16 protein-coding genes, 1 other RNA gene and 1 pseudogene are annotated in these 21420 nt (G+C 28.9%); 13 read left to right on the forward strand and 5 right to left on the reverse strand.

The features are described 5' to 3' along the window. Nucleotides 1–39: 39 nt before the first annotated feature. From kdsA to ACFQZW_RS03595, 9 genes and pseudogenes are all read left to right on the forward strand, one after another. On the forward strand, nt 40–861 hold the full coding sequence (gene kdsA / locus ACFQZW_RS03555) for a 3-deoxy-8-phosphooctulonate synthase (protein WP_386781481.1): 822 nt from the start codon (nt 40–42) through the stop codon (nt 859–861). Continuing rightward, a pseudogene (locus ACFQZW_RS03560) lies at nt 858–1063 on the forward strand (hypothetical protein); the annotation flags it as partial. The gene kdsA and the pseudogene ACFQZW_RS03560, both read left to right, overlap by 4 nt. 179 nt (nt 1064–1242) lie before the next feature. Further along, on the forward strand, nt 1243–1800 hold the full coding sequence (locus tag ACFQZW_RS03565; RefSeq protein WP_386781482.1) for an RNA polymerase sigma factor: 558 nt from the start codon (nt 1243–1245) through the stop codon (nt 1798–1800). A 116-nt stretch (nt 1801–1916) separates the two neighbouring features. Continuing rightward, nucleotides 1917–3050, forward strand: a complete 1134-nt coding sequence (locus ACFQZW_RS03570; RefSeq protein WP_386781483.1) for a FecR family protein — start codon at nt 1917–1919, stop codon at nt 3048–3050. 271 nt (nt 3051–3321) lie between these two features. Beyond that, nucleotides 3322–6900 carry a SusC/RagA family TonB-linked outer membrane protein gene (locus ACFQZW_RS03575; RefSeq protein ID WP_386781484.1) on the forward strand — a complete coding sequence of 1193 codons (3579 nt, stop codon included), beginning with the start codon at nt 3322–3324 and terminating at the stop codon, nt 6898–6900. 22 nt (nt 6901–6922) lie between these two features. Continuing rightward, complete coding sequence (locus ACFQZW_RS03580; protein WP_386781485.1) at nt 6923–8386, forward strand: RagB/SusD family nutrient uptake outer membrane protein; 1464 nt, start codon at nt 6923–6925, stop codon at nt 8384–8386. A gap of 25 nt (nt 8387–8411) precedes the next feature. Next, nucleotides 8412–9884 (forward strand): TlpA family protein disulfide reductase, encoded by a 1473-nt coding sequence (locus ACFQZW_RS03585; protein ID WP_386781486.1) that lies wholly within the window; start codon nt 8412–8414, stop codon nt 9882–9884. Nucleotides 9885–9907: 23 nt separating this feature from the next. Beyond that, nucleotides 9908–10999 carry a hypothetical protein gene (locus ACFQZW_RS03590; RefSeq protein ID WP_386781487.1) on the forward strand — a complete coding sequence of 364 codons (1092 nt, stop codon included), beginning with the start codon at nt 9908–9910 and terminating at the stop codon, nt 10997–10999. A 464-nt stretch (nt 11000–11463) separates the two neighbouring features. After that, a complete protein-coding gene (locus ACFQZW_RS03595; RefSeq protein WP_386781488.1) occupies nt 11464–11808 on the forward strand; it encodes a hypothetical protein in 345 nt (114 codons plus the stop codon). A gap of 69 nt (nt 11809–11877) precedes the next feature. Here the strand turns inward: ACFQZW_RS03595 and ACFQZW_RS03600 are convergent, their stop codons facing one another. Together ACFQZW_RS03600 and ACFQZW_RS03605 are read right to left on the reverse strand one after the other, a co-directional pair. Next, on the reverse strand, nt 11878–12255 hold the full coding sequence (locus ACFQZW_RS03600) for a DUF1801 domain-containing protein (protein WP_386781489.1): 378 nt from the start codon (nt 12253–12255) through the stop codon (nt 11878–11880). 59 nt (nt 12256–12314) lie between these two features. Beyond that, complete coding sequence (locus ACFQZW_RS03605) at nt 12315–14864, reverse strand: adenosylcobalamin-dependent ribonucleoside-diphosphate reductase (RefSeq protein ID WP_386781490.1); 2550 nt, start codon at nt 14862–14864, stop codon at nt 12315–12317. Between the two features lie 181 nt (nt 14865–15045). On the opposite strand from ACFQZW_RS03605, the gene ACFQZW_RS03610 reads away from it, so the two are divergent. The 3 genes from ACFQZW_RS03610 to creD are packed head-to-tail and all read left to right on the forward strand — an operon-like array spanning nt 15046 to nt 17390. Then, on the forward strand, nt 15046–15666 hold the full coding sequence (locus ACFQZW_RS03610; RefSeq protein ID WP_386781491.1) for a hypothetical protein: 621 nt from the start codon (nt 15046–15048) through the stop codon (nt 15664–15666). A 3-nt stretch (nt 15667–15669) separates the two neighbouring features. After that, a complete protein-coding gene (locus ACFQZW_RS03615; protein ID WP_298264290.1) occupies nt 15670–15966 on the forward strand; it encodes a winged helix-turn-helix domain-containing protein in 297 nt (98 codons plus the stop codon). A 53-nt stretch (nt 15967–16019) separates the two neighbouring features. Continuing rightward, nucleotides 16020–17390 (forward strand): cell envelope integrity protein CreD, encoded by a 1371-nt coding sequence (gene creD, locus ACFQZW_RS03620; protein ID WP_298264289.1) that lies wholly within the window; start codon nt 16020–16022, stop codon nt 17388–17390. 40 nt (nt 17391–17430) lie between these two features. Here creD and ACFQZW_RS03625 read toward each other — a convergent pair whose 3' ends face one another. After that, nucleotides 17431–17649, reverse strand: coding sequence for a DUF3820 family protein (locus tag ACFQZW_RS03625; RefSeq protein ID WP_298285754.1), 219 nt, complete (start codon nt 17647–17649; stop codon nt 17431–17433). Next, nucleotides 17639–18841, reverse strand: a complete 1203-nt coding sequence (locus ACFQZW_RS03630) for an NAD(P)-dependent oxidoreductase (protein ID WP_298285757.1) — start codon at nt 18839–18841, stop codon at nt 17639–17641. Before ACFQZW_RS03630 ends, ACFQZW_RS03625 begins: the two co-directional genes overlap by 11 nt. A 121-nt stretch (nt 18842–18962) precedes the next feature. Between ACFQZW_RS03630 and ssrA the strand changes: the two genes are divergently transcribed. Next, nucleotides 18963–19356, forward strand: a transfer-messenger RNA (tmRNA) gene (gene ssrA, locus ACFQZW_RS03635). A 60-nt stretch (nt 19357–19416) separates the two neighbouring features. Here the strand turns inward: ssrA and nagB are convergent. Next, complete coding sequence (nagB, locus tag ACFQZW_RS03640; protein WP_298264285.1) at nt 19417–21354, reverse strand: glucosamine-6-phosphate deaminase; 1938 nt, start codon at nt 21352–21354, stop codon at nt 19417–19419. Nucleotides 21355–21420 lie beyond the last annotated feature (66 nt).

A 21420-nucleotide genomic window follows, 5' to 3' on the forward strand; every position in this document is an offset into this window, starting at 1 on the left:
TTACAGATTAAAAAGTATCTTTGCAAAAAATTTACCATTATGAATTTAAATCTAATTCCAAACATCAAACATGTCAACAGTAATAATTTCTTTTTATTAGCTGGACCATGTGCCATTGAAGGTGAAGAAATGGCTTTACGTATTGCTGAACATATTTTAAAAATTACGGATAAATTAGAAATTCCCTTAATTTTTAAAGGAAGTTTTAAAAAAGCAAATAGAAGTAGAATTGATAGTTTTACGGGAATTGGAGATGAAAAAGCATTGAAAATTTTACAAAAAGTATCTAAAACCTTTAATGTTCCAACAGTTACTGATATTCATGAAGTTTCCGATGCAGCAAAAGCTGCAGAATATGTTGATGTATTACAAATCCCTGCATTTTTGGTTCGTCAAACTGATTTAGTTGTAGCTGCTGCAAAAACTAACAAAGTGGTTAATTTAAAAAAAGGACAATTTATGAGCCCTTCTGCCATGAAACATGCAGTTCAAAAAGTTAAAGATAGTGGAAATGAAAAAGCATGGATTACAGATAGAGGTACTATGTTTGGGTATCAAGATATGATTGTTGATTTTAGAGGAATTCCTGAAATGCAACAATACGCCCCAACCATTTTAGATGTTACACATTCGCTACAACAACCAAATCAAAGTACAGGAGTTACTGGTGGTAGACCTGATATGATTGAAACTATTGCTAGAGCTGGTATTGCTGTTGGTGTAGATGGTTTATTTTTAGAGACACATTTTGATCCTAAAAATGCCAAAAGTGATGGAGCAAATATGCTAGATTTGAAATATTTGGAATCGCTTCTAACAAATTTAACAGCCATTAAAAAAACCATTAATGGCTTTAAATAAACCAAGCTTTTAAAGCAACCTTCTCTAAAGAAGAATTAGCAGAAAAAGGAGCTTATCAAAATGTTATAACAAAGCCGAAAAAAGTGCTATTAGAAACCTAACACTTGAAGAAGGCCTGAGATTAGATGGAGGAAAGACTACTGAGATTCGTCCAATTTGGCATGAAATAGATTACTTACCATCAACACGTAGATCTTCAATTATTTGATGATATCTATTTTAACTTGTTTATTTATAATATTAATCTAAACTTAAATTTATAATAACATAACACACTCATTAATTGACAAGTAGCAACTAACTCGATAAATTTAGAATTGTTTTTCATAAAACTTATATATCTTTCTTAAATTTGGTTTTAAATATGACTAATAAAATTAAATGAATCTTATACTAATAGAAATACGTAACAAAAATGAAAAAGCATTTAAAAACTTTTTTAACAAGCATTATGTTGATTTAGTTACGTACGCTAATAAATACCTTTTCGATAAAGATTCTAGTGAAGATATTGTACAAGAAGTATTTATTTATATTTGGGAAAATGCGGATACCCTAAATATAAAATCATCTTTAAAAGGTTATATGTATTCTATGGTTAGAAATAAATGTTTAAACTTTTTAAAATCTATAAAAATTACGGATAATTATGAACTTTTAGAGTTTAATATAAATTTAATAACTGAGCACGTTTTTAATTCAAATACAGAAGATGAAAAAAAAATAGTTTACCATCAAATTTTAAAAATTATTGATACACTTCCTGAAAAAATGCAACAAGTGGTACGCTTAAAGTTTTTACATAATTACAAATATTCTGAAATTGCAACCGAATTAAATATATCTATAAACACGGTTAAAACACAGCTTAAAAGAGCAAAGTTTAAAATTACAGAATCAATAACTGCCATTCTTATTTTACTTCAAACAAATCAATAAAAAACGTATTTCAATAATTAATCATCATCATTATTTATTTCTTATTAAAAAAAAATACATGTTTTTGTAACCCATTATTACGTTTTTGTTGTCTTAATGTTAAACGAAAACAACTAATGGAATTTAAGCTAATTATTAAAAAGCTAAATAAGACACTTACAGACCAAGAAAAGGTTATTTTTAACACATGGTACAACGAATCGGAGAAACACAGAGTCTATTTTAACCACGTAGCTAAAAATTATTCAAAAGATTTAAATATTATTGATCTTAAAAAAGGATGGAGTCAAATTGAAAAACAAATAAAACCCGTATCAACTTTTACTAAAAATAATTATTGGAAATATACTGCGGTTGCTGCATCTATATTATTATTGATTTCTATAACCTTTAATTTTAATAAAAATAAAACAATAGAACTTGAATCTAAAATAATCAATCCAGAAATAAAAGCTGGTTCAGACAAAGCTACTTTAACCTTAGCTAATGGCTCAAAAATAAACTTAGAAAAAGGTAAAAATATTAAAACAACAAATGCCGAGAGTAATGGTGAAAAGATTGTTTATAAAAAATTAAACGAAATACAATCTCCCGAAATAACATATAACTATCTTACTGTTCCTAGAGGTGGACAATTTTTTATCGAATTAGCTGATAACACCAAAGTATGGCTAAATTCTGAATCTCAACTAAAATACCCAGTGAATTTTATTGAAGATGAAACGCGAAAAGTAGAATTAGTTTATGGAGAAGCGTATTTTGAAGTATCTCCTAGTACTAAACATAATGGTGCTTCATTTATAGTGCAATCTAAAATGCAAGATGTAGAAGTTTTAGGTACAGAATTTAATATTAAAGCTTATAAAGATGAAGCTTTTTCGTATACCACTTTAACAGAAGGTAAAGTAGCTATTAAAACAAAATACAATACCAAAATATTAAAACCAAATCAACAAGCTATTGTAGATTCAAAATCTAAAACCATAAATATTAAAACAGTTGCTGTTTATAATGATATTTCTTGGAAAGATGGAATTTTTAGTTTTGATCATATGCCACTAAACAAAATTGTTAAAGTACTATCTCGCTGGTATGATATTGATATTGAATTCGAAAATGAAGAAATAGAGACTATAGCGTTTAATGGGATTTTACGAAAAAATCAACCTTTAGAAGATATTTTAACAACCATAAAGAACACAAATAACATCAATTATAAAATCGATAATAAAACAATCATATTTAATTAACAACAAAAAATAATTTTAAAAATGACAAAAAACTAACATTCTGTTTTCTAATTCTTTTATTAAAATTAGAAAACCTTTAAAAAAAATCTAAATAAAAAAAGGGAAGTTAGGTCCAAATCTCTCACAATACAAACCTAAAATTCCCCTAAATACTAATTAATTAAAACAATGTTTAACTAACTAACTTTGCAAATTTATGGAAAATATGTTTACTAACACGCTTTTCTTTCCGATAACTATCGGATTTAAAAAAAAGCTCTTACTCAACCTTATGAAATCTTTTTTATTCTTGTTTTGTACTACGATCTTTGGTTTTTCGTCTGGTGAAATTCTTTCCCAAAATGCAAAAGTTAAAATTGACACAGACAAAATAATTACTGTAGATGAGGTTTTTAAAATTATTAAAAGCCAAACCGAATATACCTTTATTTATCGCTCAGATTTATTTAAAGACTACCCAAAAGTAGCCGTTAAAAAAGGAGTAATTGAAGCCAATAAATTATTGGATATGAGCTTATCTGATGGAGATTTTAACTTTGAATTTTCTAAAAACAATACTATTATTATTAAGGAAAAAACACCTCCTATTATTCAACAAACTATTAACGGAAAAGTTACAGATGAAAATGGAGAACCTCTATTAGGTGTAACAGTTCTTGTAAAAGGTACTACTACTGGTACTGTTTCTAATATAGATGGAATATTTTCAATTAAAGCAAACATAGGAGATGAATTAATATTAACTTATGTTGGTTTTATAGAACAAACTATAAAAATTGAAGACTTGTCTAACTTAAATATTACTCTAAAAGAACTTACCAATAAATTGAAAGAAGTAGTAGTAACAGGATATTATTCTATCCCAAAAGAGAGAGCTACTGGTTCATTTAGTAATGTAACAGGTGAAGAATTACAAAAAATTACTAGTTTAAGTGTAAAAGACAAAATTGAAGGCATTATACCTGGGTTATTATTTGAACCTAATTATGCATCAGACCAAAGCCCTTCTACAGAAAGGAGTCGTGGTTTAATCATTCGTGGAGCTAGTACTTTAGGAGATAATTCTCCTCTAATTGTAATAGATGGTTTTCCTGTAATCTCATCAGATGGTGTGGACCCTTGGTCTACAATTAACCCTGATGATGTAGAGAGTTTAACTGTTTTGAAAGATGCTGCTGCAGCCTCTATTTGGGGAGCTCAAGCTGCGAATGGAGTAATTGTAATTAAAACCAAAACTGGAAATATTTCAAAAAAAGCAAAAATAGATGTATCTGTTGAATATTTAGTACAACCTAAACCCGATTTATTTGCAATACCATTTGCCTCGAGTGCTGAATCTATAAACATCTATAAATCATTATTCTTAGACAGCAACTACAAGGATAACTTATTACAATCATATTTTCGAAATCGTTATGAATTTCCTGAAGTTATCGATATTATAATGCAAATGAAAGCTGGTGAAATTACAGAACAAAATGGAGATCAACTTTTAAGTGAACTTTCAAAAATTGATGTTCGTAATGAGTTTTCAGATTTATTTTACCGTATGGAAACAAACCAAAAAGTAAATATTTCATTTAGTAAAGGAGATGAAACAAATAGCTTACGCGCATCTTTAATGAGCCTTGAAAGCAACAAATATGCAAAAGGAGATTCTAACAGTCAAATTATTGGAAACTTCAACAATACTTTTAAACCAGTTGATTGGTTTAATATAACTTTTGGAATGAACTTTTCGATGTTAAAACAAGAAAAAAATGGAGTTGCAATTGGTGAGTTAAGTTATATACCACAAATGTCACGTATTTTAGATAGTAATGGAGATTATTTACCAATGATTAAGAATGATTATGATGACAGTTATTATGATGTACCAACCCAACGTAGAAGAGATCTTGTAGACCAATATAACTTACCTTATGATTGGGATTGGAATTTAAAAAGAGATATTGATAATAAGGATATAAAAGATGAAAAAAATGATCTTCGTTTAAATGCTAAAGTTTCATTTATTCCACTTAAAGGCTTAAATATTGATGTGTCTTACCAATATCAACGTAACTCTTCATTATACAGCAACTACATGAACGAGGAAACTTGGTATGTAAGAAATGCAGTAAATGAATTTGCACGTACAGATGGATCTTATCCTATACCTGCAGGTGGAATGCTTTATGAACAACGATCTAGTTTCACCTCAAATGACGGAAGAATTCAAGCCAGTTACAACCGTATTATTGGAGATCATAATATTAGGTTACTAGGTGGTTTTGAAATTAGAAAAGACTACTATGAAAGTTTACCTTATGGGTTTTATGGTTATGATCCACAAGCTTTAACTCAAATTACTGGTTTAAATTTTCAAGATGACATTAATCCTAGAATGACAGGTGATAATGAATGGAGAGGAAGTATCCCTCCTATTCCAACAATTCCAAAGACAAGTGTAAGTCTTCAAGGTAGAGACAATCGATTTGTATCTTATTACGGAAATGGAGTTTACACCTATAAAAACAAATATGATTTTACTGGGAGTATTCGTTTAGATAAAACAAACCTATATGGGAGAACACCATCATACCGTAACTTACCACAATGGTCTTTAGGTTTAGGTTGGAGTTTAGATAAAGAAACTTTCTTTAATGTAGATAATGTTGATAGATTACGTTTAAGAATTTCTTATGGTTGGAACGGACATATCGATAAATCTGCAAGTCCATACATAAATGGTACTCCTTGGGTTGATGCTGTAAATCAAACACAATATGCTGCTGTACTAACTACTCCAAACCCTGGCTTAACCTGGGAAAAAACTAAGACGTATAATATTGGAGCTGATTTTTCAATGTTTGGTCAAAGACTTCAAGGTGAGGTAGAATTATACAACAAACAATCTGAAGATGTTTTAACTGATATTGCAGTAAACCCAACTTATGGTTTTTATTATGATGAAGCTACTCTAAATGCAGGTGATATCTCTAATAAAGGTATAGAATTTGATATTAACGGACTAATAATAGATAAAGAGATAAAATGGAATTCTCATTTAAACTTTTCATATAATAAAAATGAAGTACAAAATGTAAAATCCACTTCAGCTAACATTGCTTCCAGAACAAGTTTATCACAATTTTACCCAGTTGCTGGTCAACCTGTAGACTTTTTAGCAGTTGCTGAATGGGCTGGTTATAGTGAAAATGGGTTGCCTCAAGTTTATTTGGATGGTGAAATTACAGAAGTTTCTGATATTAGTTATAGTGGCGTAGATGTAGATAAACTTTTTAAATTTGTTGGTCAACGTTCACCTAAAACATTTGGTTCTTGGACAAACAATATTTCTTATAAAAACTTTGAACTTTCTGCTCGTTTCTTATATAGCTTCGGAAATAAATTTCTAAAAGATTCACCTCCAAGAAGCTTACTATACAACTACCAAAGCTACCGTACCTTCCACACTTTTAATACAGATTTATTAGTAGACCGTTGGAAAACAGGAGCCGATAATGAAAACGCTTCTATGTATTCTTTAGACACAAAAGTATCTAATTATCTTACAACTTTAACTAATGATTATATAGCTCAATACAATACTCAAAATGTTTTAGATGCAGGTCAAATTAGATTACAAAGCATTAGTCTTGCTTACCGTATTCCTTCAAAAATATTAGGAGGCATAAACAATGCTAGAATTCAATTTCAAGCAAAGAATTTAGGTCCAATTTTCTTAAAAAATAAAGAAGGTATAGATCCATCGTTTCCTAAATATAGTTCATCCCTATATTCAGCATATTACAACGTAATTCGAGATCGCCCTGAATATTCACTTTCTTTACAATTAAACCTATAATCTTACTCAATACTCAACAATTATGAAAAAACTATTAATTATATTAGTATCGTTGGCATGTTTGGTATCATGTAACGATTTTTTAGAAACTTTTCCAAAAGGACAGATTGTAGCAAAAACCACAAGTGATTTTAGATTACTTTTGGATAATGCTGACACAAGATATTCAAATAATTTATCGCAAACCTCAATGTATGTAGATGTTGTTTCAGATAACTCACAAGTAACTCTTGAAACTTGGCAAGAATGGATAGATCAAAGATCACACCTTAAACAGTTATATTCTTTTGAAACTCAAGTTTGGTTACCAGATGGAGCAACAGGAGATCTCGTATGGAAAAACGCTTATTATATTAGTACTTTAGTAAGTAATATTCTAGATGAACTTCCAAGAGCAGACGACAATTTACGCCTTCAATACCAATTAGCTGCAGAAGCCAAAGTGCACCGTGCATATGCATACCTTACTTTAATTAATATTTATGCAAACCATTATAATGAAGCTACTGCTTCAAGTGACATGGGAGTTCCTTTAATTGAAAACCCTGTTGAACTTCCCAGCTTAGAGCGCGCATCAGTTAAAAAAGTATACGATTTTATTTTAGATGACTTACTTAGTTCTGTAGATGATTTACCAGACAATGTTTCTAGACAATTTGTACATAGACCAACTAAAACATCTACTTATGCTATTTTAGCAAGAACATATCTATATATGGGTGATTATGAAAAAGCAGCTTTATATGCTGACAAAAGTTTAGCTATAAACTCATTTTTATATGATTATAATACAATTTATACAGGAAAAGCTAGTAGCGATAATTTAATTGGTCTTTCAAGAACATCAGATCAAGAAATACTATTACACAAAACAACTACTAAAGGAGGGCATTTAAGTGAATATTTACAATTAGATACCATCTCTTTTAATAATTTGTATAGTGATTATAAAATTATTGATACAATTACAACAATTAATTATGACTTAAGAAGACCTTTATGGTTTAGCGGCTTAAATGAAAATGGAAAACTAGTAAGTAGCCAACCATCATACGTTTTTTCTGACGGTGGGCATAGATATTCAGTTGATAACGATTTTAATGTTGATTATACACCTATAACAACATCCGAAATGTATGTTACAAGAGCTGAAGCAAATGCCCGTTTAGGAAATCTTCAAAATGCGTTGGATGATATTAACACATTAAGAACACATCGTTTTATGACTGGATCATATACAAATCTTTCTTTATCAGATTTAAACAACAATCAACAAGATGTATTAGATGAAGTTTTACTAGAAAGAAGACGTGAACTATACGGCAAAGATTTAAGATTGTTTGACATAAAACGTTTAGCGTTAGGAGTAGATCATATTTTAGGTACAGAAATAAAAAGTGTTCCTGCAAACGACCCTAAACTTGTATGGCCTGTACATTATGAATACCTAGATCTAAACCCAGAAATTGGACAATTTCCCAGATAATAACTTTTGTATAAAAAATATATAAATGAAAAAAATAACTATCTTAAGATTTCTAGTAACCAAGAGCCTTATAATGCTCTTGGTACTAACTTCTTGTTCAGAAAAAAAAACAATTACTCCAGAAAACAACACTATAAATATTCAAGGTAAATTAAGTGGTTATGACCAGTCTCAAGGTTTAATGACCTATGATGAATATGATTTATTAAAAAAAACACGAAAAAATAAATTTGATATTGACAGTACAGGCTATTTTAATTTTGACATAACAATAGAAAAACCGATTAAGGCTACCTTAGATTTTGGTCGCGTTATGATTAAAGGGAATGGTAATAACCGCTATGTATATCTATTTTTAAACCCAGGGGATAGTATTTATATTGAATCTGATATGGATATTATTTCTGATAAAGATATTATAAAAAAGACATTAAAGCTAAAAGGTTCTGGAGCTGTAAATAGCACTTTTGCAAATAAAGAAGATTACACCTTTAACTCATACACTCAACGTAGAAATAACAATTATACTTTTATTGTAGAAAAACAAGCTGCTGATTATACAAAAACCATTGATAGTATTAAAGAAGCCAAATTAAAATATCTAAAAGAGTATCAAAAAACACATCAATTAAGCGAAAAATTAGTAGAAGTTTATAAAGATGAATATGAAAACTTAGCTATTATCAGAAAGTTTAATTACCCTTCAAGCCATGAAGGATATACAAATGGGGAAATTGCTGTATTACCAGACAATTATTACGATTTTGTAAAAGACTTTAAAATAAGTGATCATTTGGAAGAAAAAGGACTTCCATATTTACGCTTTTTACATTTTTATATTACAAACAAACTAAACTTAGAAAAAGCACAAGGTAAAGATCCTGAGTTTCTTGATTTTGTAGATCAAGAACTAAAAGGTAAAGCTAAATATATTTATTTAGCATATTCATTAGGAACAGATTTTAAAGCCGAAGTGTACAATCAATTTGGAAAAAATTGTCCCTATACAGATTTAGCCTTAATTGTAGCCGATAAGTATGGTCATTTAGAAAAAATGTTACCAGGAAAACCATCACCCCTATTTAATCTTTTAGATATAAACGATAAAAAAATAACATCAACAGATTTGTTTTCTAAAAGCTTCACTTATATTGATTTATGGGCAACATGGTGTAAACCTTGTATTGCTGAATTTCCAAGTCTTTATAAATTAAAAGAAGAATATAAAGACAAAAATATAAAGTTTGTAAGCTTATCAATAGATAAAAACAAACAAGATTGGATAGAGTATGTTACAGAACACAACTTAGAAGGAATACAATTATGGGTAGATCCTGAAAATAAAAAAATAATAGACGATGGTTTTAACATTACTATGATACCTAGATTTGTTTTATTAGATCCTCAAGGAAAAATATTAAATGCAAACGCCCCTAAGCCATCAAATGACAAAGATATTCGTAAAATCTTTGATACTATATTAAATGAAAAAAATTAATAATTGTTAACTATACATAAAACATGAAATTTTTATATCTACTGTGCATTTTAATTTCTACTAATTTAATAGCCCAACCTATTAAAAATGTATCTAATAAAAAACATTTAAAAAAACATTTAAAATCTGATGAAGCTAAAAACATAATAATAATTGGAGAAAACCATGCTTCTGCAGTGGCTGCCAATATTTTCCCCACAATAGTTAAGTATCTAAATAAAAAAAATGATCTTAATAAATTAATAATTGAATGCGGCCCTTCAGAAGCTTATTTTTATAATAAGTATTTAAAAACAGGTAATGAAAAACATTTGAATTATACAATTTTTGGGGGTTCATATAAACCTTGGCTAGAAGCTTGGAGAACACTTTACAATTATAATAAAAAATTGAAAAAGCCATTAAAAGTAATTGGTATTGACTTTGATCGAGCACGTACTATGGGGTATGCTTTAATTAGTATTTTTTATAAGTATGACAATCCGCCTATATTTATTTCAAAACTTATGGATGAAATAAAAACAGATGATTTTTACAATACTTATAGTTCTGGATATCCTACAAAAAAAGATTTAGAATGGATGTCTAATGTAAAAATATTACTCAAAAACAAATTAATAACACTCGAAAAAATACTGGAACCTAAAGATTACAATCTTATAAATCAAATAATTGAAAATAAAACGATAAATTATAACGATGAAAGAGAACAAGGTTTAGCTAAAAACGCTAAACAGCTTATACAAAATATAGATGATAAAAATTTTCTTATTCTAATTGGTAGAAACCACGCTTATTACAAACCTTTAATAAAAAAAGAAAAACAAATGCTTGCTGAACTTTTAAGGGAAGTACCTTCATTTAACTTGTTAACTGGAGCGATTATATTTGAAGGTTCAAATTTAAGAACGTCTTTCAATAAATTTGATAAAGAAAAAGTGCTTTTTGAAATTAAAGACAAATACCCTTGGAAAGATTATTATTATAATATTCATAAAAAAGCAAAGCAAAAGTTAACACTTATACCTTTAAATAAAGATCTTAACAAACTAAATTACTATTTAGATTATATAATTGTTGCAAAAAAACAACCTGCAATAACTCTTAGAAAATAATTATTTGAATTAATTTTTTTTTAAGTAGGGAAGCAATTTAATTGCTTCCCTTTTACTTTTAAAAAGTACTTTCTTCTTTTATAAAACAATTAGTTTTAAATAATAACTTAGTTATATCTTAAAAAATCAAACTTAAAAAATTAAAATTTTATTAGTTTAAAACCTCTCATACTATTATAATTTAAAATTTATAAAAAACAGAAAAAATCCTACAATTAAATAAATTTAGTTGTAACTTATTTTTTTCATTCTTTACTGAAAGTACTAATCATTATTTTTTAATATGAATGTGAAGGAAAATTTATTATTTGCATTAAAAAAGAACAAAACTCTTCTACTGTAAATCATTTAATTGAAATTATTGAATTAGGAGAATTCCAACATAGAAAACCCTATACACTTTCTGGCGGACGAAACAACGAATTGTATTGGCACGAGCATTGGTTTAAAAACCAAGTATGCTAATGTTCGACAAACCACTTTCTGCCTTAGATGCCGAAATCCGATTTAAATTACAACAATACATTTTAGCAGTTCATAAAGAAAATAAACTTACCACACTTTTAATTAGCCATGATATTTCTGAAATACAAATAATCTCCGATAAAACACTAGAATTAGAACATGGCAACATTATACGAAAAGGAACTCCCAATGAGGTTTTTAACCACAAAAAGTTAAGTGCTAAATTTCAATTTATTGGAACTATTATTGAAATTAAAAAACAAGATTTTTTATTTATACTAACCGTTAGAATTGAAAAAGACTTAGTAAAAATGATTGTTGATGAAAGCAAAGCGAGCAATTAATTATTGTAAATAAAATATTAGTTTCTTCTAAAACATTTAATCCAATAATTAATAGAATTGGGCAGTAACTTAAACAAACCAAGCTTTTTTGCTTACTTCAAGATACCTAGCTGCATCTTTTAGCAATTGAGAAAACATGAGTTCATCAAAATTTTCTATGGAAGAAACTTGAAGTGATCTTACTTGTTTACGCTTATTGTAATTTTTTAATTCTGGATATTTTTCTTCCAAAATAATTCCTTGTACAAAAGCAATGTCTACAAAATTTGTCCCTTTTAAAATGTTTAAATACAACATTGGCTTATTATACATGTTAAAAAAAGGAATTTTATAGCTAAATTTTTCTTCTACTTCAGGTAGAACTTTAAAAATAACACTTCTTACATACAGCATAATAGACTGGTAAGGTTCTTTCTGACTAAATATATATTGTTCTATTGGATTCATAAAAAAACACCAACAATATATAAATTTGTTGGTGTTTAACATTTAATTCTATTTAAAAATTACCCACACTTAGTGTGACCACAATTTTTACATTTTAAACAGCCTTCTTCATAAATTAATCCATCAGGATCATTACATTCTGGACATTTTTTATCTACAGCCTGAGTTCCATCTTCCACAAATTGCTTTAATGTACGCGCAATACCATTTTTCCAAGTATTGATATTATCATCGTACATATTTAAATTGTTTATTAAATCTACAACATATGGTATTGGCATTCCATGACGTAAAACTCCTGAAATTAATTTTGCATAATTCCAATATTCTTTGTCAAAAGTACGAGACAATCCTTCAAAAGTAACTTTATATCCTTGTTTATCTAAAAATTGGAAATCATAACGAGAACGTCCATTTTCATCTTTATTTTTTATCACCCAACCTTGTTCTAGCCAAGTAGGTAACAAAAAGGCATCTTCAAGTTTTCCTGTAAACACTTCATAAGGTCTATTGTTTATCAATCCAACTACAGCCACCCATTTATCATAATCATTTTGAAAACGTACTACTTTAGCTTCAATTTTTTTAGGGCGTTTTGGGAAAATAGTTTCGGCATAACATTCTTCATTCTTTTTTTCTTTCTTATCATCATTAGAAACTAATATTCCGCTTCTAGATCCATCTCTATATACTGTAATTCCTTTTAAGCCTTTTCTCCAAGATTCAATATAAATATCACCAACTTTTTCAACAGAAACATCTGTTGGTAAATTAATAGTTGAGCTAATTGAGTGCGTAGTATACTTTTGCACCAAAGCTTGCATTTCTACACGCTTTTTCCAATCAATCTCAGGTGCGGTTGCTCCTTTATAAGGGCTTTCACTAATATTAGTTTTACCAGTTACTTCCATCCATTTTTTTAATTTAGGGTGGTACACATCAAATTCTTCAAAAGCATCTCCTGTATCATCAACATAAGCAATTTTTGCATTCTCATCCTCTTGATTTACTTTTCTTCTTCTTTTATAGGATAATAAAAATACGGGTTCAATTCCTGAAGAAGTTTGCGCTAACATACTTAAACTTCCGGTTGGAGCCACAGTACTTATTGAGATATTTCTTCTACCATATTTCATCATTCTATCATACAAACTTGGAAACTCTTTTTCTATCATTTGTACAAATTCAGAATACTTTTCAATTGCAGGGTTAAAAACTTCAAATTTACCACGAGTTATAGCCATATCAATACTGCTATCAAACTCTGCTTTTAATTTAGTTTTCATTATTTCATCAACTACAGCTATAGCTTCATCAGTATCAAATTTTTTCCCTAAAGCAGCCATCGCATCTGCTAGTGCAGTAAATCCTAAACCTGTTCTTCTTCCTTTTTTTCCTGTTTTATATAATAGTTTCCAAGTATCTATTTCAACTTGTTTAATTTCATCTGGCTCTTTGTCGTGCATTATTTTGTTGAAAATTTTATCAACTGCTTCCAATTCTAAATCAACTAAATCATCCATTAAGCGTTGAGATTCATACACCACTTTGTAAAATTTTTCGAAATCAAAAGACGCTTCTTCAGTAAATGGATTATCTATAAAACTATATAAGTTTACCGCAATTAAACGACAGCTATCACCTCCTTGCATAGCTATTTCTGAACAAGGATTTGTTGAGCTATTTTTAAATCCAGGATAAATTGAAGACGTTGAGTAATAGTGCTGACGATCCCAAAAAATTAAACCTGGCTCAGCAGTATTATGAGCACATTTAATAATGGTATTCCATAATTCTTTGGCTTTAATTGTTTTTGTATAAGTTGGCGTTTTACTATCAATTGGCCAACGTAATGTATAATCATCATCATTAACAACAGCCATCATAAATTCGTCAGACAATCGAATAGATATATTTGCTCCAGTAATTTTTGTTAAATCCTGTTTTACAGTTACAAAATCTTCAATATCTGGGTGTGCAATATCCATTGTTAGCATTAACGCCCCTCTTCTTCCATTTTGTGCAACTTCGCGAGTAGTATTTGAAAAACGATTCATAAATGACACGGCACCTGTAGTAGAACCCGCAGAATTAGAAACTTGAGCTCCATTTGGACGTAAATTGGACAAATCAACGCCAACACCACAACGTCTTTTAAATAATTGTGCTAATTGTTGATCTGTATAAAATATTCCACCATAAGAATCGTATACAGAAGGCACCACCACACAATTTGATAAAGAAGCAATCACGTTTTCATTTCCTAAAGAAGACATAACACTCCCTTGTGGGATAATGTATTTAAAATCTTTAAATAAGCTAAATATGACTTCTTCTGACAAAAATTCACGTGTTTTTCCATATTCTGAAAGGCCTTCACTTCCTTTTTCATTACCCAAATATTTTTTTTCAATTCGAGCAAATTCTTTCGCCATTCTTTTATGCATATCAGTAGGCGAAAATTCTAAAAATTCACCTTTTTTGTTTTTAACTGCATACTTATTCATCCAAGTGGTTGCAGCAAGCTCGTCATTATTAAAGTAAGCTAAACAACTCTTTAACACTTCATTATAAGTATATGTTTTTGGAAACACTAATTCTTCTGTCATTTTCAAATTGATTTTATATGGTTCATTTTTCTGCAAATAAAATTATTGAATAATTAAAACTAATTCGTCTTTTATAGCAATTAGTTAATAACATTTTATTGTTGAAAAGTTTACTATCAAAAATTATTTTTTGGTAAAATCATTTTTTTTATTTTACTTCGTAATTCAAAGTACTTTTAGAATGAAACAAGAAGATTATTTAAAAGAATTAACGGAAATAAAATCTATAATGAATAAATCTTCTCGGTTTATATCATTAAGTGGTTTTGCTGGTATTTTGGCAGGTATCTATGCTTTAATTGGAGCCATAACAGCTCTTTTTTTGATAAGAAATTACAAAAATTCGTACAGCAGTGTTTCACTAATTCCTATTTCATATTTAGAATATATGTTATTGGGAATTGCACTACTTGTATTAATTTTATCCATTTTAACCGCATTAATCTTATCTGCTAAAAAGGCAAAAAAAAGTGGAGAAAAACTATGGGATAGTACAAGTAAAAGACTTTTAATAAACTTTAGCATTCCACTTTTTACTGGAGGTTTTTTTTGTATGGTACTTTATCAAAACAATTTCATTGGATTAATCGCTCCTACTACTTTAATTTTTTATGGTTTAGCTTGCTTAATAGCAAGTAAATACACCTTAAGTGATATTCGATATTTAGGAATTATAAATATTGTATTAGGGTTAATTGCCACTCAATATATAGGCTACGGACTCTATTTTTGGGCAATTGGTTTTGGTATATTGCATATTATTTATGGAGCATTAATGTATAATAAATATGATAGAAGGTAACTTTTGAAGAACATTCTAAAAAATATAAATAAAGTTTTTGACCATAGAATTAGGTTAGGAATAATGTCGGCTCTATTTGTTAATGAGTCCATAGATTTTAACTCATTAAAAGAGCTTTTAGGAGTTACAGATGGTAACTTAGCTAGCCACATTAAAGCTCTTGAGAAAATGAATTACATTAAAGTTAATAAACAATTTATTGGTAAAAAACCAAATACTAGATATCGTTGTAGTAGTGAAGGTAAAATTGCATTTAAAAAACATATAGAAGCCTTAGAAAATTTAATAAATAATACTTAATTTTTTTTATAATTATACTTTGTATTTCAAAGTACTTTTAATTACTTATACTCATGGATAAACAACAAAATAAATTTGGAAATTGGTTAAAAACATCGATAACAGCAAGAATGTTAATGATTGGCTTTTTAATTATAATATTACTTATACCTCTTACTTATATAGAAAGTTTAATACGAGAAAGGTCTGAAAGACAAAAATCTGTTGTAAATGAAATAAATCAAAAATGGGGAAATGAAGTGTTGCTCTATGGCCCTATTTTAAAAGTACCTTACAAAACTTATACTGAAAAATTATTAACTAATAGTGAAACTCAAAAAGTTACAAAAGAAACTATTTCACATACCAACTATGCATATTTTTTCCCAGAAGAATTAGCTATTAAAAGTGAAATAAATCCAGAAATTAAAAAAAGAGGAATTTATAAAACTTCAGTATATAAAAGTGATATGAATATTTCAGGATTTTTTACTAAACCTAATTTTACCAACTTAGAAGTTGAAGATAAAGATGTTTTATGGGAAAAATCAACAATTATTATAAAAACATCAAATTTAAAAGGAATTAACAATCACGTTGAAATTTCTTTAAACTCAAATTCTTATGCTTTTGTACCAAAATATGAAGAACAAATTAAAAACAATCTTATTAATAATAACAAAACGCTACATAAATTAGAAACTTCATATTTACAAAAAGAGGATATAACTTTAAATAATAAACAAAATTTTTCAATTGAACTAACCATTAGTGGAAGTCAACAGTTTAATATTATTCCTATAGGAAAACAGACCAACTTAAATATTAAATCTAATTGGAAAACTGCAAATTTTATTGGAGAGTTTTTACCCTTCAATTCAGATAAAATAACCGAAGATGGGTTTGATGCTAAATGGAAAATATTACACATTAATCGTCCCTTTTCTCAAGAGTATGTAAAATATTTACCTAATTTGAATGAATTTGCTTTTGGAGTAAATTTTAAAATTCCTATTGATGAATATCAAAAAAGTGAACGCTCCGCTAAATATGGTTTTTTAGTTATAGCTCTTACTTTTTTAATTTTCTTTTTAATTCAAAGTATTAGTAAAATCAATATCCATCCATTTCAATATTTAATGATTGGATTGGCACTTACCATGTTTTATACTTTATTAATTTCTATTTCAGAACATAGTAATTTTTTTAATGCTTATTTAATAGCAAGTTTTTCTGTAATTGTTTTAATTACATTATACTCAAAATCTATATTAAAAACTTTTAAATTTCCATTATTTATTGGAGTTTCACTGGTTGCACTTTATTCTTTTATTTTTGTAATCATTCAATTAGAAAGCTATGCACTTTTAGTTGGTAGTTTAGGTTTATTTGCAATCTTATCAGCTATAATGTATGCTTCAAGAAAAATTGAGTGGAGTTACTAATAAAAAAGCCTGTTTAATTAAACAGGCTTTTTTATTTATTTTAAATTTTTAATTTACGAATCATATCCTCTAAACCATTAAGTTTAATTTCATAAACCAATCTAAGTAAATTTCCAAATTTACCTTTAGGAAAGCCTTTATTATTATACCAAACAATATAATGCTCAGGTAAATCAATTAAATAATAACCTTTATACTTTCCGTAAGGCATTTTGGTATTAGCCAACTTCACTAGTTCATTTTGAGGGCTAGTTACCATCAACGTAATCTTGTAAATACTTAAACCTATTAGTTAGCCTTCCACTTTTAGTCATTCTGGCTCTTTCCAAAACACCTTGTTGATCATTATTAAAAAAAGCTGGAATTACATTTTTAGCAAAACTTTCTCCAAATCCTTCTGAAGCATCTTTTGGCAATTCACAAGGTAAATTATCAACAGCCATAACTGCAATGGCTTGTTCATCTCTATAATCAACTTCTTTTTCTGTTAATGGGTGATATCCGTAGATTGGATTTGCAATAGTTGATGATCTTATTGTTGAAGCTACTGGTCCATCCACATCGCAGCTAATATCTGCAATTACTTTGATATGAAATTCAGTAGATTTTGCATCTTGTCTTGTAAAAATATACGGTGCTCCAGCTCCATAAAAATGACCTGCTATGTATACATCTGCCACTTTCGCAAATCGCATAAAATTACTTTCATATTCTGATGGATTGTTAAAAAAATCTTGCTGGTTTTTTTGTTGCCCATCTTTCCTCTTATTATAATCTAATACATCTATTTGAACATATACAGGCTCAGAAAATTCTTTAGTCAAAAACTGGTTAACCGTGACTTCTTTCATTCTCATCCCTTTAAGCATCTCTTTAGCTCCATTTCCAACTCTTCCTTTTCCAGTTAACACTACCTTTATATTAGGAAGCTTCAACTTTTGTAATTCGTGAATGAGCATTAATTGATCGTGAAGCTCTTCAGCCTTAGGAAGTTTATATAAATCATTTTTTAAACCATAAGCTCTAAATCCGTTGTAAGCACCTACAATACCAGCATACCTTCCAAAAGCAACCAATCGTTGTCCCTTTTCATTGGTTATTACCTCATGGTCGTAAAGCTCTATATTTTTAGTCAATATAGCTTGTAATAATTTTCTGTTATACTTTTGCTTTTTTATAGTATGAGAAAAGAAAAAATACTTTTTGTTAGGAATTAAATGATCTATTGGAACTTCTTTAACTCCAAGTAAAACATCACAATCTGAGACATTTTTTACAATTTCTATACCATGGTTGATATAATCTTGATCTGTAAAAAATCGATCATCAGAACTTTCAACTTTAATTTTTAATTGTGGATACTTTTTTAAAATTTTTCTACATTCTATTGGAGATAATACCACTCTTCTATCTGGTGGATTTTTTCGTTCTTTTATAATTCCTATTGTCATCTATAAAACGGTATAAATTTTGCTCTAATATATTATGAATTAAAGGAACTAACAAATAATAACTTTGATATAAATTTTATACATTTGCCTCCTTTAAGAAGAATTTGTTCTTTGAAGTATTGGGGACGACTGGTTTTGACTGCAAGGTCAATTAAACTATAAGCATGCCGAGTAATGAAATAGCACTCGTAAATCTCAATTTCAACACTTTAAACGGCGAAGATAACTACGCTTTAGCTGCTTAATCTGAATTATAGTAGGATAAGCCTCGGCACACAAGGTGTGCAAGCTAAATGTCTCTTGAAAGCCTTGGTTAGCGGCGGTCAGCTAAGAGACATCGTAAAAGTTAACATAGATTTGCTATTGTTTCGCTAGCATTTTGAAATTTAAGAAACTAAGCTTAAAGTAAATTGTTTTCGATTAGCTTTAAGTCTAAAATTAAAAGAAAACTAAGCATGTAGAAAGTACTTTGGTTGCTTGTTTGGACCCGGGTTCGATTCCCGGCGTCTCCACTTTTACTTCTTACAAATCTTTATTTTATAAGGGTTTTTATTTTTAAACATCTTTAACCACACTTAATAATACCAACGAACAAAAGCTTCCATCGCGGCATAATCAGCCAAACCTAATTCGTTATATTTTTGTGCAGTTTTTGTGTTTCTATCTTCTGCTCTCATCCAAAATTCTCTTAAATCATTTCCTTGAAACATGATTCCGTCTTTTTGAGATTGATGAAAGAAAATAGCTTTTCTTTTTCTAAGCACTTGATCTGGACTCATTGGAACTGTCATGTCAATTTCATGTATATCCCATTCATGCCAAGCTCCTTTATACAACCACAACCAACAGTCTTCCATAAACGGTTTTGATTTTAAAATTTTTAACGATTCTAACAAAACATTCAAACAAACTCTATGTGTTCCATGTGGATCTGCTAAATCACCAGCTGCATATATTTGATGCGGTTTAATTGTTTCTATTAAATTACACATAATATCAATATCTTCATCACTTAATGGACTCTTCTTAATACCTCCTGTTTCGTAAAAAGGCAAGTCCAAAAAATGTACATTCTCATCAGGAACTTTTAAATATCTTGTAGCAGCAATAGATTCCCCTCTTCTAATCAAGCCTTTTAATTTTCTAACTTCAATACTATCAATGGAGTTTTCATTTTTAGTTTTTAATTGTTCAATTACTCTAGACATTAATTTATCATCTGAACTACCATTCATAGCTAAAGCTACTTCTGCAAATTTTATGGCTTCATGGTCAGCTACAGCAATATTACCTGAAGTTTGATAAGCTACATGAACTTCATGCCCTTGTGAAACTAATCTGTCAAATGTTCCTCCCATAGAAATTACGTCATCATCAGGATGAGGGCTAAAAATTAAAACTCTTTTTTTATCTGGAGTTGATCTTTCAGGACGAAACGTATCGTCCGCATTTGGCTTTCCTCCTGGCCAGCCAGTGATGGTTTGTTGAACTTTATTAAACATTTTTATGTTAAGATTATACGAAGAGCCCTCATCCACAAGTAACCCAGCCATACCATTATCATTATAGTCTTTATCAATCAATTTTAAAATAGATTTTCCTGTTAGCTGACATAACCAAATAACCGCTTTACTTTTTAATTCTGGAGTCCATTTACAAGAACCAACTAGCCAAGGGGTTTTAATCCTCGTTAATTCTGAAGCAGCTTCTTTATCTAGAACAAAAGTTGTATTAGAATGAAGTTGTAAATAACTTGCCGGAACTTCCGAAGAAATAGCTCCTTCAATTGTCTCTTTAATAATTGAAGCTTTTTTATCTCCCCAACCTAACAAAACTATTCGTTTAGCCTTTTTTACGGTGCCAATTCCCATAGTAATAGCTTTTTTAGGAACATTATCAATCCCTAAAAATGAATTTGCTGCATCTACTCTAGTAATATGATCTAATAAAATACTTCGTGTTTCAGAATTTACATGGGAACCTGGTTCATTAAACCCAATATGACCAGTTCTTCCAATTCCTAATAATTGAAAATCTAATCCTCCTACAGCATCAATTTGATCTTCATAAGAAATACAATAATCGTGAAGCTCATCAACGGTAATATTCCCTTTTGGAATATTGATATTTTTAGGCAAAATATCAATATGATTGAATAAATGCTCATGCATAAAATAATGATAACTATGAATATTTTCAGGTTCCATAGGATAATATTCATCTAAATTAAATGTAATTACATTTTGAAAACTAACACTTTCTTCTTTATGAATTCTTATCAACTCTTCATAAACTTTAATTGGAGAAGAACCTGTTGCTAAACCAAGAACACACATCTCTCCTTTAGACTGTTTATCTAGAATTAAATCCCTAATTTCTTTGGCAACTTTGACAGAACCCTCTTTTGCTGAAGAAAAAATTACATTGTGGATTTTTTCAAATCTAGTGTTTTCAAATTTACCTGGCTCATCATACGTAATTGCTTTTGAATTTTTAGACTGTGTTATTTCCATTATTGTATACATTTTTAATTAGGCACTACAAAATTAAAATAAAACACTTATAAAAACGCATAAAAA

It is taken from the genome of Lutibacter aestuarii (genome assembly GCF_042676885.1).
Taxonomy (GTDB): domain Bacteria; phylum Bacteroidota; class Bacteroidia; order Flavobacteriales; family Flavobacteriaceae; genus Lutibacter; species Lutibacter aestuarii.

Coding starts and splice junctions, on each gene's coding strand:
- kdsA (WP_386781481.1), top strand. CDS start 40: ATGAATTTAAATCTAATTCCAAACATCAAACATGTCAACAGTAATAAT.
- ACFQZW_RS03565 (WP_386781482.1), top strand. CDS start 1,243: ATGAATCTTATACTAATAGAAATACGTAACAAAAATGAAAAAGCATTT.
- ACFQZW_RS03570 (WP_386781483.1), top strand. CDS start 1,917: ATGGAATTTAAGCTAATTATTAAAAAGCTAAATAAGACACTTACAGAC.
- ACFQZW_RS03575 (WP_386781484.1), top strand. CDS start 3,322: ATGAAATCTTTTTTATTCTTGTTTTGTACTACGATCTTTGGTTTTTCG.
- ACFQZW_RS03580 (WP_386781485.1), top strand. CDS start 6,923: ATGAAAAAACTATTAATTATATTAGTATCGTTGGCATGTTTGGTATCA.
- ACFQZW_RS03585 (WP_386781486.1), top strand. CDS start 8,412: ATGAAAAAAATAACTATCTTAAGATTTCTAGTAACCAAGAGCCTTATA.
- ACFQZW_RS03590 (WP_386781487.1), top strand. CDS start 9,908: ATGAAATTTTTATATCTACTGTGCATTTTAATTTCTACTAATTTAATA.
- ACFQZW_RS03595 (WP_386781488.1), top strand. CDS start 11,464: ATGTTCGACAAACCACTTTCTGCCTTAGATGCCGAAATCCGATTTAAA.
- ACFQZW_RS03600 (WP_386781489.1), bottom strand. CDS start 12,255: ATGAATCCAATAGAACAATATATATTTAGTCAGAAAGAACCTTACCAG.
- ACFQZW_RS03605 (WP_386781490.1), bottom strand. CDS start 14,864: ATGACAGAAGAATTAGTGTTTCCAAAAACATATACTTATAATGAAGTG.
- ACFQZW_RS03610 (WP_386781491.1), top strand. CDS start 15,046: ATGAAACAAGAAGATTATTTAAAAGAATTAACGGAAATAAAATCTATA.
- creD (WP_298264289.1), top strand. CDS start 16,020: ATGGATAAACAACAAAATAAATTTGGAAATTGGTTAAAAACATCGATA.
- ACFQZW_RS03625 (WP_298285754.1), bottom strand. CDS start 17,649: ATGGTAACTAGCCCTCAAAATGAACTAGTGAAGTTGGCTAATACCAAA.
- ACFQZW_RS03630 (WP_298285757.1), bottom strand. CDS start 18,841: ATGACAATAGGAATTATAAAAGAACGAAAAAATCCACCAGATAGAAGA.
- nagB (WP_298264285.1), bottom strand. CDS start 21,354: ATGGAAATAACACAGTCTAAAAATTCAAAAGCAATTACGTATGATGAG.